At 35.3% G+C, this 16,953-nt stretch carries 8 protein-coding genes; 1 reads left to right on the top strand and 7 read right to left on the bottom strand.

Annotated features, from left to right (window positions below):
• Positions 1–421: 421 nt before the first annotated feature.
• From KMW28_RS03290 to KMW28_RS03275, 4 genes are all read right to left on the bottom strand, one after another.
• The gene (locus KMW28_RS03290) at positions 422–2,569 is read right to left on the bottom strand and encodes a glycoside hydrolase family 97 protein (protein ID WP_169666422.1); all 2,148 of its coding nucleotides are present in this window, start codon (positions 2,567–2,569) and stop codon (positions 422–424) included.
• 174 nt (positions 2,570–2,743) lie between these two features.
• On the bottom strand, positions 2,744–4,378 hold the full coding sequence (locus KMW28_RS03285) for a DUF6377 domain-containing protein (RefSeq protein ID WP_169666420.1): 1,635 nt from the start codon (positions 4,376–4,378) through the stop codon (positions 2,744–2,746).
• A 450-nt stretch (positions 4,379–4,828) separates the two neighbouring features.
• Positions 4,829–8,812 (bottom strand): starch-binding protein, encoded by a 3,984-nt coding sequence (locus KMW28_RS03280; RefSeq protein ID WP_169666418.1) that lies wholly within the window; start codon positions 8,810–8,812, stop codon positions 4,829–4,831.
• 514 nt (positions 8,813–9,326) lie between these two features.
• Positions 9,327–10,904, bottom strand: coding sequence for a SulP family inorganic anion transporter (locus KMW28_RS03275; protein WP_169666416.1), 1,578 nt, complete (start codon positions 10,902–10,904; stop codon positions 9,327–9,329).
• Between the two features lie 270 nt (positions 10,905–11,174).
• Between KMW28_RS03275 and KMW28_RS03270 the strand changes: the two genes are divergently transcribed.
• Positions 11,175–13,196 carry a M13 family metallopeptidase gene (locus KMW28_RS03270; protein WP_169666414.1) on the top strand — a complete coding sequence of 674 codons (2,022 nt, stop codon included), beginning with the start codon at positions 11,175–11,177 and terminating at the stop codon, positions 13,194–13,196.
• Positions 13,197–13,502: 306 nt separating this feature from the next.
• Here the strand turns inward: KMW28_RS03270 and KMW28_RS03265 are convergent, their stop codons facing one another.
• The 3 genes from KMW28_RS03265 to KMW28_RS03255 all read right to left on the bottom strand — a co-directional run bounded on the left by KMW28_RS03265 (position 13,503) and on the right by KMW28_RS03255 (position 16,554).
• A complete protein-coding gene (locus KMW28_RS03265) occupies positions 13,503–14,003 on the bottom strand; it encodes a hypothetical protein (RefSeq protein ID WP_169666412.1) in 501 nt (166 codons plus the stop codon).
• Between the two features lie 115 nt (positions 14,004–14,118).
• Complete coding sequence (locus KMW28_RS03260; protein ID WP_066210174.1) at positions 14,119–15,087, bottom strand: DUF1989 domain-containing protein; 969 nt, start codon at positions 15,085–15,087, stop codon at positions 14,119–14,121.
• 459 nt (positions 15,088–15,546) lie between these two features.
• Positions 15,547–16,554 (bottom strand): IS110 family RNA-guided transposase, encoded by a 1,008-nt coding sequence (locus KMW28_RS03255; RefSeq protein ID WP_169667330.1) that lies wholly within the window; start codon positions 16,552–16,554, stop codon positions 15,547–15,549.
• Positions 16,555–16,953 lie beyond the last annotated feature (399 nt).

The following is a 16,953-nucleotide window of genomic DNA, read 5'->3' as shown; positions in this document are numbered from 1 at the left end:
TTTATTCTGTACATTATTATGATTTTTAGCATCAAATTGTAAATATCATTTAAGATAAAAAGTTCTTTTTTATAGATAAAATCACATCTATTGTAAAAATAATCTTAAAATAGTACCATTATTTAAAGTCATTAACTATATTTGAACTATAATTTGAAATGATAGACACGCAAACGCCTAAAGACACTATTACGGTATTATTACCAATTCATTATTTTGACACAATAAAAGGGACAGTATTTTTAATACATGTCCCTTTTTATTTTTAGCAACGATCAATCATTAATCAGAGGGCTTGAAATGAAATGATCTTATTTATCTCAATCGTACAATTTGATATTGATGATAGCTTCATCATATCAAAAAAACATTATCAAGTAACGTAAACCCAGCCATTGACTGGGCCTACCAACTGAAAATATTATTTTAGTTTCTTGATACCTTTTGTAGCTGCTTTATCCTTTGCTACTTCTAAGCTGATAGCATAACCACCACCTGGAGCACAGAATTGAGCTAATTTAGATTTCGAAGTCACTACATACTTCTTGATCTCGTATGCTTGAGGATTGTCTTTGTAGTGAGCATCTTTTGCATCAGAGTAAACTGTTGCGATATATGTTTTATCAGCATCCAAGAAGTCGAAGTTAATGTTTGATGTTCTCTTCTCTTCGTCGTTTGTTCTACCTACGAACCAACGATCGCCACCTTTTTCTTTTCTAGCGTAAGTTACGTAGTCACCTGGCTCAGCTTCCAATACTAATGACTCATCCCAATCGATCGCTACGTCTTTGATGAATTGGAAAGCATCCATAAACTTCGCGTAGTGTTGAGGTAAATCTGCAGCCATTTGTAATGGTGAGTACATTGTCACATATAATGCTAACTGACGTGCAATTGTTGTTCTTACATAAGAAGTTCTGCTTGCCTCGTACTCGCTAATATCTGTAACGAAGATACCTGGAGTGTAATCCATTGGACCACCAACTAATCTTGTAAATGGAAGGATTGTCGTATGATCAACGTTGTTACCAACAAACGCTTCGTACTCTGTACCTCTAGCTGACTCGTTACCGATTAAGTTAGGGTATGTTCTGCTTAAACCTGTAGGACGAACTGCTTCGTGAGCGTTAACCATAATTTTGTACTCCGCTGCTTTCTTCACTGCATATAAGTAGTGGTTGTTAATCCACTGTGAGTAGTGATGATCACCTCTTGGTAAGATTGGTCCAACATAACCTGATTTTACAGAGTTATAACCATTATCTACCATAAACTGATATGCTTTATCCATGTGACGTTCGTAGTTTCTTACTGAACCAGAAGTCTCGTGGTGCATCATCATTTTAATACCTTTTGATTTCGCATAGTCACGAACTTCAGCTACATCAAAGTCAGGATAAGGAGTTACGAAATCGAAAACATAGTCTTTTGATTTACCAAACCAGTCTTCCCATCCTTCGTTCCAACCTTCTACCAATAAAGCGTCAAATCCATGCTCTGAAGCGAAGTCGATATACATTTTTACATTCTCAGTATTCGCAGCATGAACACCGTTTGATTTTGTCTTAGAGTAATCTGTTTTACCTAAGTGAACAGAATGCACATCGTTAGTGTAAGCCCACTGACTCATACCTGTGATCATTTCCCACCAAACACCCATGTATTTTACTGGCTTGATCCAAGAAACATCTTCGATAGCACATGGCTCGTTCAAGTTCAATGTAATTTTTGATAACAAGATATCTCCTGCATTTTTACTTGCGATAACTGTTCTCCAAGGTGTAGAACGTGGTGCTTGCATATAACCTTTCACTCCTTGAGCATCTGGAGTTAAGTGCGATTCGAAAACAAAGTTTTTATCATCAAGGTCTAAGTGCATACAAGAATATTCTACTAAAGCCGCTTCGTGAATGTTGATGTAAATACCATCATCCGATTTCATCATTAAAGCAGTTTGAACACCTGTATCAGAAAAACCTTGTTGAGATACGTTACCAGTGTAAGCCTCTTTCATCAAACCTCTAATTTCAGAAAGCTTAGAAGTAACATAGTCATATTCTTGTGTATCGTAGTCACCAGGGATCCACCATGCTTTGTGGTCTCCTGCCATAGCAAACTCAGTTCTTTCTTCTTCGATTACGAAGTAAACTAAGTTCTTTTGCTCTGGGAATTCATATCTAAAACCTAAACCATCATCGAACAAACGGAAACGAATAGACATTTCTCTGTTTGTTGATTTTTGATTCAACTTCACTAATAACTCATTGTAGTGATTTCTGATTTCTTTAGACTCACCCCAAACAGGTTCCCAAGTTTCATCCTCAGTAGCTGTTTTAGTATCTACTACAGAAAAACCTTTAATTAGGTTTTCTTCATCTTTTAATTGTAAACCAAGTTTTGATTCTTTTACGATAGCCTGACCATCCATGTCTAATGCATAAGTAGGAATACCTTCTGCATTTACCTTAAAGGTCATTGTAAAATTTCCACTTGGAGATTTTAATGTTTGAGCATTGATGAGAGACACCAACATAAAGCTCGATAAAATAGTAAGTATTAGCTTCTTCATTTTCTTTTATTTATTGAGATTCTTTTCTTTCAACTGTATGCTACAAAAGTAGTGTATAGAAAACACCTTAAATAGCACAAGTTGTAAAAAAGTAGTTAGCTTAAAAACATAACAAACTAATAAACAGAATTTTAAACACCAACTATTACATCTAAAAAGTAGTCAAGTTTTTATTTATTGATGACCAATTTTCATCAATTCCACCTCAAAATTATCTCTCCCTGCCAATGCATTGTTTCTTGCTTTGGTTCTGTAATTATAAATCGTGGTAATAGAGTATCTTAAAAACTCCGCAATCTGACTACTTTCTTCAATCCCTAATCGTAACAATGCAAATACTCTTAGCTCGGTATTTAGTAGTTCACTTTTCTTTAATTTGATTTGTGCCTCTTCTTTCATCAGAGAATTGTATTCGGCCACAAAATTTGGATAGAGTTTTAAAAAGGATTTATCAAAATCATGATAGAATTCTTTGAGCTCATGATCTACGATTTCTTTTGATTTCAACAATTTCAGAATTTCATCCTTAGGACTTTTATTTGCCTTGCGTAATAAATTCTTTCGGTAATCATCAAACTTTCCGATATAAGCTGATGACAATTTCAGGTACTTGGTAATTGACTCTTCTTGTCTTTCATTAAATGAACGAAGTTGAGTATTGATAGCTTCAACCTGTTCTTTACTCGACTGCAATTCCTCATTCAATTCACTCAACAAATGATTCTTATCCTTCACTTCCTGATTGGTATCTTCTAGTTTTCTTTTTTGCTTTTGGATAAAAAACAATAAAAACATCATAAGTAATACCAAAGCAACACTTACCACAATAAACCAAAGCATAATTCTATTGGTTCGCTCTCTACTTTCTTGATATGTTGAATCGATTAATGGTAAGATTTCTAGTACTTCATGTCTTCTCAATTGAGTATTTGAAGTAAGGGCATCGTCTAAAGCAATTTTTATGTATTTATATGCTCTTTTTATTTCTCCAGCTTTATACAATTCTACAGCCAACTCTTTTAATGAAGCATGTTCTTTCACACCGCACTGTATATCTGATTTAGAAGACATAATCAAATACTTGATCTTTTGAGAAGTGTTTCCCAACTGACCATAGGCTTCTGCAATCATATAGGTGGCTGGAGCATAGATTCTGTCTGTAGGTGTCACCTCATCAACTATCTTTTGTAAATATTGAATAGCTTTTTTTAAATCACCTTTGGTTTTTAATAACTCAGATACTGCTAACCGGTGAGAAAGAGCCTCTTTATTAGTAACCTCTACTATTTTCTCTTCGTGGTAATTCCATTGATCTCTATATTTTTGTCCAAATTCCCCATCAATATTCATCAAGGTTAATGAGTTGTATAAGCTTGCATTAATAGAGTGATACAATTCTTTATAAGATCCCAGTCCTTCTTCGTTTTTAAAAGTATCTAATAACAAAATACTCTCATGGTATAACCCTACCAAAGAATACGCCTGAGCCAATAATAACTTCGCTTGAATGATGTAATCTGATGATTGAATCGTATTGGCAAATTCTAAAGTGTTTTCTGCATAATGCAATGCAGAATCTGAGTTGTATGGAATGTATTGTTGTGTGATCAACAAAGACATTTCGTACTTTATCAAAGCCGATTTTTCCTTATACAATCGCTGTTTTAAATACTTGATATCTTGAATACGTTTTTCAACGTACGTATCCCTTTCATCTAACATGATATCGAGTTCGGACAGTTCACTATCAAAATCTTTCCCTTGGGTAATTATTGAGGAAAGAATAAAAAGAAAAAATAATATTCTCATAGATTCATATTTACTCACTTGCATTTCTGATAAATGATCGAAAATTCAAGTGTTGGAACAAAGATAAATGATTCCAAGAAATATTGTAGATATCCAATTAGAAACCTGAAAAGAGGGCGGAGAGAACTTTTCAATTCCTTTAAAGAAAAAAAAAGAGAATCAAATTTTGATTCTCTTTTTCTCTAACGAAATTTCTCTATAAAATAATTATGCTTATGATTGTATACGAATAATCATCTTAGAATATTCATACATCGTAAACGATTTTGTGAAAATTTGTTTGTTATGTTTAACTCATTTTCATACTTATTGAACGTTTGCAATCTAGGTAATTACAGGTCTCCTCAGGGGTCATTTCCTAGATTTATGGTGCCACTTCATAAAGTGACACCACAAAATTAGATTTTTCAGACTTTTTGTTTAAACAAATATCTAATCCATCAGTTTGTTCTAGAATTTCACGATCTTCTTTACCACTCTCTGATCGCCTACTTGTATATTAACAAAGTACAATCCTGCTTTAATTTTCAGATCGGAAACATTTAATAAATGACTTCCTTCATCCAATTCTAATTGAGCAACAGGGTGTACATCCTGTCCATTAATATTTAGGATTCGGATATTTACTGGAGTCGCCTCTGCTAAATTGATACTCAATTTAAAGTGATTCATCACTCGAGTAGGGTACAATTGAATTCTTTCTTCTAAATCCAAGAACTGTCCAACTGTTCTTGCTCCACTTCCTTCCGGATTAGCATCATACCAAGTACCATCCATGTACCAACCTTCTGAAGAACGATTCAAATCAGAAGTTTGATTTCCATTTCCATCGTGGAATAATAGATTTGCCGAACTTACATTTGGAATAGTGTATTTAAACCATCCGTTGCCTTCACTTACCATATTTTCACCTGGCCAATTCGAGCTGCTTCCATCAGAAGCATTCCAATAATGTACTTTTGGACTTGCCCAAGTTGTTTTTAAGTGAACTGTTAAACCATTTTGAGGTTGAGTTGTTGGTTTCTGATCGTACCAAACTCCGTCTTTAAACCAACCATCTTTATCTCTTGACATGTCCGGCGTTTGTCCATTTCCATGGAACAATAAGTTTGTAGATTCCACTGTTTCAGGGAAAGTGAAACTGTACCATCCATCTCCTTCATCTTGCAGATTAGCTCCAGGCCAAGTACTGCTCGCAAAACTACCTGCCGGAGTAGCATTCCAATGATGAATCATAGTATACCCAAAAGCATGAACAGTAAATCCACCAGTTGGTTGTGTAATCACATAGTCTGCTGTCTGCATTGTGGAGATATTACTAGAATCATCCATCGCAATAGCTTTCACTGTCATATCTTCAGTAACAGTAAATGTTACAGTACTTTCTGCTGAAGTAGAAGACATATTTGGCATACTTCCATCTGTTGTATAATAGATAGTTGGAGAACTATCGCGATCATCAGTCGCTGAAATAGTCACTGAGACACTACCCACATATGATCCTGATCCTGGTGAAATACCTAAAGTAGGTGCTTCGGTATCTGGAACATCTTCAATGATTGGTTCAGGAACCCATCCCTCACCTTCAACATACCATACATCACCACAAATACTCATTTCATCTCCTGTAATTTTAGTAGAACCACAAAGAAGAATCAAATTCGTACAAGTACCATCTAAAGTAGCTTCATAGAATCCTTCATATTTAGAAGAAGGAATCATGCTTTCACCAGGCCATGTGGTAGTCATACTACCATTTTCAACTCGCCAGAAATAAATTTTTGGATCGTTACAACTTGTAGGTTTAAAATATACCGTCATTCCACCTTCAGGAATAATTGGGAAAGTATATGATGTAGACACAATGTTAGATGAACCAACTTCATTAATAGCAATTGCTTTTAAAGTAACTGTTTCTCCTTCCGCTCCGGTAAGTGTTACTGCTCCAGAAGTAACATCTGATGCTGATGTTGGATCTGTACCGTCTACTGTATAATGTATTACTCCATTCTCTGTAGCCGTCAGATTGATATTTGCCCCATTCTGAGTATATGATAATGTCGGTGCCTTAGGCTCTACAGGTACACAATCTGGGCATTCATTGTACCACTGACCATCTTTGTACCATCCGTTACTACTTCTTGTTAGATCTTCTGTTTTATTTGCAGAATTATCGCTAAATAATAGATTAACAGATTCTGTTTCCTCAAATACATATTTATACCAACCATCCTGATATTCCATCATGTTTGGACCTGGCCAGGTTGATGGAGGTAATGCTCCTGCTGGAGTTTCGTTCCAATAATGCACATTGACACTATTCCATGAATCAGGCTTTTTGAAATACACTTCTAAACCTTGTACTTCTCCAATTCTATAGGATAAAGTAATTACATCTGATTGATTACCATCTTTATCAAATGCAATGGCTTTGACATCTAAATCGCTAGCGACAGGAATTTTCACACCATCATATCGAGTACTAGCTACCGAAGGAAGAGAACCATCAGTTGTATAATAAATAGTATATGGAGCACCTGCACCTAATGTAGCAGATAAAGACACTTCAATCGGATCTGTGTATCTACCTGGAGATGGAGAACCTTGAACAAATGGTTTGCCTGGTCCACCTTCGCCTGCTTGGAAGAAACCTTGACCATTTGAACCAATTCGACCTGGACCATTTAAAACATATACTGCTGCTGATCCCGACTCTACATTACAAGTTAAAGACCCATTCGATACTGCATATTCAGCACCTGTTACGGCATCTCTATATACTCCATTTGTTAAACCAGAGAAAGTGAAACTAGCAGAGCCATCTTTTGCTAAACCAACAGCCACTTCGCTATCACCATACTTTCTAACAAAACCAACTGCATTACCTGCACTTGATCCATCCCATCGCCATTCACCTTTCTGCAGTGCCGGAATTGCACTTCTCATGGCATTCAATTTCTGGATATGCTTATAGATTTTATGGCTAGGAGCTTGATCCATTACATCACCATAATAAGCTCTACCCGTCTCATTAATAGATTTAGTAATCCCTGATGCATCATGAATATCAGCATATGCACCCGACATAAAACGCATCTCAGTACCATAATACACAATTGGAATACCTCTCCATGTAAACATGAAGTTCAAACATGCGGCTAAGTTTTCATCGGTTCCACCATAACGCTTGTTCCAGTCGTTGTTAGGACCAAAGTCATGGTTATCCAACCATAATAAGTTTGTTGATGGATCCGCATACAAGTGATCATAACGATCGGCAGCTTTTACACCTGCGAAACCTTCTCCATACTCGAATGGACCATGGAAACTAGCTTCTGCGTAAAAGTCAATAACTGCCATTCCTGATGGTTCTGAAGCATTAGTTGCTCCTCTCCATGTGTACCAGTGAGGGTTGATTTCTTCAATACTATGCAGTTCGTGTCGTTTTTGAGCTACCTCACCAAATACGAATAAATCGGGATTGATTTTTTTAAACTCATCTAAGAAATACAATACATCTTCCTTACTCATGTGTTTGATGGTATCCCAACGGAATGCATCTACACCCATTTCGATAAATGTTCTGTAGGCATTTACCAAATACTCTCTTACTACTGGAGAAGATGTATTTAAATCGGGCGTATCCCCTGCCAAAGCTCTATTATAAAGGTTTTCTGTATCGTCCCAACCTTGTGCAAAACCATTTCCACTATGATGGTACCATTCTGGATCAGTAGTATCTACATACGACTGAGTTGAAGGCCAATTATATAACTCTAAGTTCTCGTTATAAGGTGCTGGCATTGTAGGAATATTCGCTCTACTCCATATTAATCCATCGTCCGGGTTAGGCGTCATGCCATCGTACTCCCAATTTGGATTAGGTTGTAAAGGGTTGCCTTCTAAATCTTGACCCCATACTTGAGAAGTATCTGTATTGTATTTAATCTCTGCTTGTCCTTTAATACCAAAACGACCGGCATGATTCGTCACGACATCCAATACAATTTTCATGTCTCTAGCATGAACTTCATTAATCAGGTCTTGGAATGTTGCTCCAGGAGATTCCAAACGAGGATCTACTTTAGTAAAATCATAGGCATGATAACCATGATAATCCAAGGGCGACCAGTTTTGTACAATTGGAGTAATCCAAATTGCGGTAAATCCTAAATCTTGGATATAATCTAACTTTTCGATTAACCCTTTGAAATCACCTTTCCAAGTAACATCATTGGGATCTGTAATCGCCGGATTAACTTCCGGATCCGGGTTGTACGAACTCCATTCGTTCGGACGGTTATTACTCGGATCTCCATCAAAGAATCGAGTAGTTAAGAGGAAGTAAATAGACTCCTCTCTAAAATCATTTTGGGCATAGCTGCTACCCAACCCCATACTTAGTAAGCACAGAAGTAATAATAGTTTTTTCATTTTCATACTTTCATAAAATAAAGTGTTAGCAAAAAAGTGTTAGTAGTCGTTTGCTAGCGGGAACAATACAATAGTAGAGTTTACACTTTATTTAAGCGTTCCATTACTAGAAAAATGAGTGCATTTGAAGAAATGGTACGGGTCGGTAGTTAGAAGGACGAGGAGGAGTCTTCGGGGAAATTGATAAAAAAGATTGATTTAATGACGTTTGAGACGGTTTTAGGGGAAGTAAGAAGTAAGAGGTGAGTTGATAGAATATTGAGATTAGAGAATTTTTGATAGAAACTAGGAGTTAGGAGTTCGGAGGACACTGGCGCCGATGTTAAGCGAAGCGTCATCGGTGTCTATAAACTTGAGAGGTCTCCTGACCTCTTTTTACTATTTTACTAATAGTCCGCTCCTCATAACGCAGGTGCTAGTCCGGAGACTAGCACTAGAGAATAAATAAATTGCTATATAAGATAGCGCTGCGAAATCCTATAATTTTATTCCTACCCATATTATATAGGTTATTTTAAAACAACTTTTGAAAATCGTTTTCCGGATCATAATTTCTAATTTTATCAAAACCTACTTTAGTTAACTTGATCTTACGTTCTAAAGCTGTTTCTTGAAAATCATCAATGATCTCCAATACATCAGGATGAATAGAATGATTTTTTGATGCATCAATGATGACATCCATCCCATCCGGAATTTTATTGAGTGTTCTTAAAATGCTTGCCTTATTTAAGAAACTAACATCCTCAGCTAAATGAATAATCAATGGATCGTTTAGCTTTACATTTTTTGGGTCTAAATGGTAAGGTATTTTGAAATTATTCCATAAGATATTGATAATACCAACAGCCATACCTAAACCGATACCTCTTAATAAATCGGTAAATACTATACCTAAAACGGTCACTATAAAAGGTAGGAAAAGGTTAATTCCTTTCTTGTATAATTCTTTAAACTGTTTGGGGTTGATCAGTTTATAGCCAATTACTAATAAAATAGCAGCTAAAGAGGATAATGGGATAAGATTAAGCACTTTGGGAATAACCATCACACATATCAATATCAATACACCATGTAAAAAAGCAGATAACCTTGTTCGTCCACCCGATTGAATATTAGCCGATGACCGGACAATAACTTGTGTTACAGGTAATCCTCCTATCATACCCGAAACGATATTCCCAACCCCTTGTGCTACCAATTCTCGGTTTGTGGGCGTGACTCTTTTTTGTGGATCCAATTTATCAGTAGCTTCAACTGAAAGAAGTGTCTCTAAACTAGCAACCACTGCAATGGTAAATGCAACAACATATACTTGGGTGTTGGCTAATTGATTAAAATCAGGTAAGGTAAATTGATTGAAAAACTCACCAAAAGAACCTGCTACAGGTATGGCGACTAAATGCTCGGAAGTAATGTCTAACACTGGGATATCATCAAACCATACATTTAATATGATCCCTATTGCTACAGCTAAAAGTGGTCCTGGTACCATTTTCAAAAAAGAGTTTTTGATGAAAGGTCTTTCCCATGATATCAAAATAATTAAAGATACCAATGTGATCACAACCGAACCCCAAGTAATCGATTCTGTCATATACCAAAGCTCAGAAAAAGTAGTATGACCGTCTACTTGAAAAAAGGCAAAATCACCTTCTGGGTCAGCGTCATATCCAACAGCATGAGGAATTTGTTTTAAAAAGATAATTAAACCAATCCCTGTCAACATGCCTTTTATTACAGAAGATGGAAAATAATAGCCAATAACTCCTGCTTTTAATACACCTAGAAAAATTTGTAACACTCCTGCGATAACTACAGCTAAAAGGAAAGTTTCAAATGCTCCTAATTCATTGATAGCATTTAAGACAATTACTGCCAATCCTGCAGCGGGTCCGCTTACTCCTAATTGAGATCCACTAATAGAGGTGACTATTATTCCTCCAACAATTCCAGCAATAATACCAGAAAATAAAGGAGCTCCAGAAGCCAATGCAATACCTAAACATAATGGGACGGCGACTAAAAAAACGACAATACTAGAAGGGATATCACTCTTAAGATAATTCAATATTTGTTGTTGCTCTTTCATAGTTTTGTTTTTGGTTAAGTACAGTTAAAAGCTAAAGTAGTCATTAACTGAAGAAGGTAGTTTATAATATCAATAATCTAATCGTTTATATATCTGTAAGATACGAAAATTGAAGGAGATTTTGAAGACATAATAAATCTCTAATAGAAAAGAGTCGTCTTAAAATATATTAAAAATTTAAACTAAGTTTTTCACTTTATTTTTAATACAATTGTTAAGTTTGATTTTTATACATTTGTATTGAAACACATTTTAAACATTAATTATAATATGAAACTCACTTTAAGAAGTACAATTGGTGCATCTCTTTTGATGTTCGGATTGTTTTCTACAACTAGTCACGCACAAGACAAAGCATTAGATTTAAACAATATGGATACGTCCGTAAAACCTGGCGAAGATTTTTACAACTTTGCTAACGGTGGATGGATGAAAAAAGCAGAAATCCCTGCTGACCGTGGTCGTTGGGGTAGCTTTGATGAACTTCGCGAAAGAAACGAAAAAGCAACTTTAAGAGTATTAAATGATGCCGCTGAATCGGGTAAGCTTGCAAATGGTTCTGATCAAGAAAAAGCAGTTTTCATGTATGAAAGCGGTATGGATTCAGCTACTATCGAAAAATTAGGTTATTCACCAGTGAAGCCTTACTTAGCTGAGGTAGATAAAATTAAATCGTTAGATGACTTACAAGAAGTTTTAGAAAAATTACACGACTCTAGTACTTCAGTATTCTTTGGTATGGGTGTTTATCAAGATCTAAAAGATTCTAAAACACAATCACTTTACTTAGGGTATGCTGGTTTAGGTCTTCCAAATAAGGATTACTATACGAAAGATGATTCAGCTTCTGTTGCTAAAAGAGAGCAATATGTTCAGCACATCGAAAACATGATGAGAAAAATTGGGGTAAAGAAACAATCTCAAAAAATCTTTGATTTAGAGAATGCTTTAGCCGAATTTAATAAAACTCCTGTTGAGGCTCGTGATCCTAGAACACAGTACAATCCAATGACTGTTGCTGAACTTCAAGGAAAATGTAAAACAATCAATTGGACTACTTATTTAAAACATATTGATGTTCCAGCTGAGAAAATCATTGTTAATCACCCAATCTATTTTGAAAAGCTTGATTCAATCTTAGTTAATACAAATATCAAAACAATAAAGAACTACTTAAAATGGCACATTATCCACGAAGCAGCTCCTTATTTAAGTTCTGAATTCGTTAACGAAAGCTTTGATTTCTACGGTAAGAAAATGAGAGGTTTGGAAGAAAACCGTCCAAGATGGAAAAGAGTTTTAGGAACAACAAACTCTACTCTAGGTTTCGCTGTAGGTAAATTATATGTGGAAACTGAATTCCCTGCTGAAGCAAAAGAGAAAGCAGAGAAAATGGTCAACAACATCAAGGAAGCTTTTGCTGAGCGTATCAAAAAAGTGGATTGGATGAGTGCTGAAACAAAAGAAAAAGCATTAAATAAATTAGCCAACTTTACAGTTAAAATCGGTTACCCTGATAAATGGGAAACATATGAGAACTTGGAAATCAAAAAAGGAGAATATTTCCAAAACATCGTTAACTCTAGCATCTACGAAACAAAGAAAAACTTTGCTGAATATGGTAAGCCTGTAGATAAAACAAAATGGGGTATGACTCCTCAAACAGTAAATGCATACTATAATCCTTTATATAACGAAATTGTATTCCCTGCCGCAATTCTTCAACCTCCATTCTATAACTACAAAGCTGATGAAGCTGTAAACTATGGTGGTATTGGTGCAGTTATCGGTCATGAAATTTCTCATGGTTTTGACGACCAAGGTAGACGTTTCGATGCTAAAGGTGAAATGCAAGATTGGTGGACAAAAGAAGATGGCGAAACTTTCCAAGGTAAAGCACAAATGGTTATCGACCAATACAACGGTTACTATCCTTTGGAAGAATTACACATTAACGGTGAACTTACTTTAGGTGAAAACATTGCCGATATCGGAGGTGTTGCTGTAGCTTATGATGGCTTACAAAGATACTTATCTTTACAAGCTGAAAAGCCAGGTATGATTGACGGTTTCACTCCAGAACAACGTTTCTTCCTTTCTTGGGCAACTATCTGGAGAACAAAATCTAGAGAAGAAGCACTAAGAAACCAAATCATGACTGACCCTCACTCTCCTGGTCAATTCAGAGCAACTGGCCCGTTATCAGATTTTGATCCTTTCTATGAGGCATTCCACATCAAAAAAGGTGATAAAATGTATGTAGCTCCTGAGAAGAGAGCGAAAGTATGGTAATTTAATAGGTAGTAAGTAGCAGGTAGTAGGTAGCAGGTTTTGTCTGTCACTATCTGATAAAATATAAAAAGTCCCACTCAATTTTGATGTTGAGTGGGACTTTTTTTTAAGGTAGTAGGTAGTAGGTTCAAAGTTAACGCTCGTTTTGATTCTAAAATAACTTGAGATACTTTAGTCTAAAACCATATTATTGTTTTATGGTATTCATCATGATGATATAAGTTCTTTAGACAAACAATCAATTTACACGCTCCACTATAAAAACAGAGGAGCGAACCAAACCTGTTACTTGCTACCTGCTACCTGCTAACTTCTATTACTACCTAATTTCCATGGCTGCCAACGTATGATCTCACTAATTTTGGTAATCATCTGATGACCACCAAATACAAATACACCAAGAATTAATAAAAGGTCGGTTCCTATAGAAAGATAGAATAAATTATCCCTTACTAAAGGCATCTCAAAAATATGAGGAATGTAGCCTGGGAAAATAACTAAGAACAACCATAATAATATACATACTACCCCAATTCTATACTGAGTGGAACCTGCAGGATAATCTTCTTCAGGAAGACCAAATAATTTTTTTACCTTTCCTTTTACCAGTTGTACTCCTTCTTTACCAGCTAATATGCCTCCAATAAGAAGAAATATTTCTGGTCCTCCAACCAAGAAAAAAGTAACTAATGATGCTGTGATTGTGGTGTTAAAGCCGAATAAAGGAACGATCAAACCAAATACCGGACTAATAAAACCTAGGATAACGAAGGCTATCCCTATCTTACTTTTTAATGATGTTTTCATAGCAATTGATTTTAATTAAAAATTAGAATTAGTTGATTGAACCTGCAGTAATTAATTTTGAGAACCCACGATTGAAATCGTGGGTTTCAAATTATATAAGATTCAATACTTAGTGTTATAGATTATTGAAACTCTCTGGAGTACGAACAGAAATGTCTTTTTCCCCAGTTTTGAACTTATCATATACTAACTCTTCCCATTGATCTCCTTTTACCATACCCAAGTGATCTTCTGAGTGAGGTGAAATACCAGTCTCATACACTTGAATATAAATCGGATTAGGCTGTGCCTCATGGAAAGGTAAATTCTGATCTGCATACGGACAGTTACTAGCCACTAAATACAAATCTTTCTCACAGTAGAATTCCAAACCTGTTCCATCAGGAACTGAAGGACTCAAGAACATTTTACCTCTTGTTACCCCTTCCTCATCTGGAATAATCTGATTGGGTTGGAAGATATTCAAGTCGTTTCTATCCGCTAAAAACTGAACTTTCTTTTTTCTTTCCTCCTCATCTTCGATGGCCGCAATTGCAGGAAGTCTATTCAATGCCTGAATAAAGTTTTCATGACAGCTATTCATATGCACTGCCTCATTTCCGTATGCACACATATTGTATTCCTTACTACAGTGAGCAGCGAAAAACATATGTTGTACTTTCATATTGTTATCTGGATCTTCCAATAGCTCATATGGATACTCATCTGCAACCATTGTTACTATTTTTTCCATGTACTTACTTTGTGTCCAAAGCGATCCATAAATTGATGGAGAGAAACCGGCAACAGCAGTCGTACTTAAATGATCACTCCATTGTTCCAAATCAGGTGTGAAGAATAAAATATCTGCAATCTGCGTTCTTCCATTATGCTGATGTGGTCTTTGTTCTATTCTAATTACCTGTCCAGCTTTAGCATAAAAAGAATTTCCAGTATGTGGCTCAAGTACATCTTCATAAACTAATTTTCTTGTTCCATTATCTTTTGTAGCGATGACTTTGTCGTAAAATTCTACATTCGGCTTTACTCCTCTTGCAAATTGTTCTACTGGATCGATGTCGGCGTTATAACTTTTATTACACATAATTGATAGATTTTAAATTGTGATTAATTCGTATTCACCAACATAGGCGGGGGTGTGGGGGGAAACCTCTATTTTGTTGGACTTCGTTAACAAAAGAGGGGTTTTTGATGATGTTAGGGAGGGAGTAGGGAGTAGGTAGCAGGTAGCAGGTAGCAGGTAGCAGGTAGCAGGTAGCAGGTAGCAGGTAGCAAAGTTAATGATCTGTTTTTTTAAGTAATAGGTAATAACTAATAACTAAGGGGGAGAGTTTTTACTTTGGTTAGGGTATCAGCAGCCCAGGAATTCTCTTATGGATAAAACAAGTAAATCAATATTTATTTTATCCAATTTTCTAGAATATGGGTAGATATCTATTTTAAAGATAAATATCGGTTAGTTTAACATGTTAAGGATGGATGAATTCTTATGTATTTCAATCATCCTTGACGCGTTATTTATTAATCTCTAGCGATATAGAAACTATGTCCAGCAAGCTATATAATTACTTTGATAAGCCTTGTTATTCTTAATTACAGCAAACATCCTTTTTATCATTTTAGCTCGTAAATTATTAATTGCCGTCATTTTATTTTTCCCTTCACTAATTTTTCGTTGGTAATACGTCTGAAATTCACCCTCTATTTGGATGGCAGATACAACCCCCATATGGATATTGCTTTTAAGTGATAACTTTGACCGTTTTGACACCTTATTTTTAGACCGAATACTCGTTCCTGAGACATATCGGAATGGAGCAACTCCAACATAGGAAGCAAATTGACGTGCATTGTCAAATTTCTTAAAACCTAGGGTAGCAATTATTACATCTAGTGCAATTTTAGGACCTACACCTGGTATTGTTTTTAGAAGGTTTAATTGATGTTTCAATACCTTGTCATTTTTAACTATCTGATCTATTCTCTTGTCTATCGCATCTAAATTTTCTTTTAAAGCTTTGAGTATTTTATTATATCTTTTAACTCGATCTTTATACTCACTTTCTTCTACATAATCTTTATGATCAGTAATTTGTGCTTTAAATTTCTGTTGCTCACTTACAATTAGATCTCTTTCTGAATTCAAATATTTTAATGTAGAAAGACTGGTCGAACTTAGCTCACATAGTTTTGCTTTATCAGAATTTCTGTAGCCATAATCAGCAAGTCTTTGTGCATCTATTTGATCATTTTTTCCTTTGGTAAATCCTTTACTAAGATGAAATTGATTAGGGCACTCAATCCATAAATTATAGCCTTCTTCAACTAAACTCCAAATTAAAGGATTAGTATAAAGTCCTGTATTCTCAGCCACGATTAATACATCTTCTTTTGATAGGTCATATTCTTTAAATAAAGTTTTGAAACAAGTGGAAATATGCTTTTTAGTATTACCACATTTTCTCATAATGAACTTCGAAGGACTTAACTGTAAAGCGATGTCTAATGTTAATTTACTTACATCAACCCCAATTACTTTTTTGTAAATCATTTTGTATCTTCGTTTTAATTAGGAATTAGGGTATTCAGAACTTCCCTACCAACCTTAACGGGTTGAAGCATTCTCTTATTTAGGTTTGGTTCTGATTAAAAGAAATAAGTCCAAGAATTCCTGTAGAGTTACAGCTCTATTCATTCCGATGGTTCACTTATTTCTTTTACCCTAGTTTTAAAATAACCTTTATCTAGAAATTTTACAATACAGTAAACCTAAGGTTTATTCCTGGGAATAGTTATTTAAGTAAGAGGTAAGAAGTAATCTTTATATATAGATAGGCTCTAAAAAAATCAGGTTATATTTTTTGTCAGATATCAATTTCTATGATGAAATAAAGTGGCATTTTGATATTTATTACAACGAACTATTTACTAGAAACCCTACAAAAACAGA

The organism is Flammeovirga yaeyamensis (assembly GCF_018736045.1).
Classification (GTDB): Bacteria; Bacteroidota; Bacteroidia; order Cytophagales; family Flammeovirgaceae; genus Flammeovirga; species Flammeovirga yaeyamensis.
Note: the sequence above shows the minus strand (reverse complement) of the source record. Positions and strands in the feature narration are given on the sequence as shown.

Bases quoted from the DNA above. Each gene is read 5' to 3' on its own strand.
- KMW28_RS03290 (WP_169666422.1), bottom strand. From the start codon at position 2,569: ATGAAGAAGCTAATACTTACTATTTTATCGAGCTTTATGTTGGTGTCT.
- KMW28_RS03285 (WP_169666420.1), bottom strand. From the start codon at position 4,378: ATGAGAATATTATTTTTTCTTTTTATTCTTTCCTCAATAATTACCCAA.
- KMW28_RS03280 (WP_169666418.1), bottom strand. From the start codon at position 8,812: ATGAAAAAACTATTATTACTTCTGTGCTTACTAAGTATGGGGTTGGGT.
- KMW28_RS03275 (WP_169666416.1), bottom strand. From the start codon at position 10,904: ATGAAAGAGCAACAACAAATATTGAATTATCTTAAGAGTGATATCCCT.
- KMW28_RS03270 (WP_169666414.1), top strand. From the start codon at position 11,175: ATGAAACTCACTTTAAGAAGTACAATTGGTGCATCTCTTTTGATGTTC.
- KMW28_RS03265 (WP_169666412.1), bottom strand. From the start codon at position 14,003: ATGAAAACATCATTAAAAAGTAAGATAGGGATAGCCTTCGTTATCCTA.
- KMW28_RS03260 (WP_066210174.1), bottom strand. From the start codon at position 15,087: ATGTGTAATAAAAGTTATAACGCCGACATCGATCCAGTAGAACAATTT.
- KMW28_RS03255 (WP_169667330.1), bottom strand. From the start codon at position 16,554: ATGATTTACAAAAAAGTAATTGGGGTTGATGTAAGTAAATTAACATTA.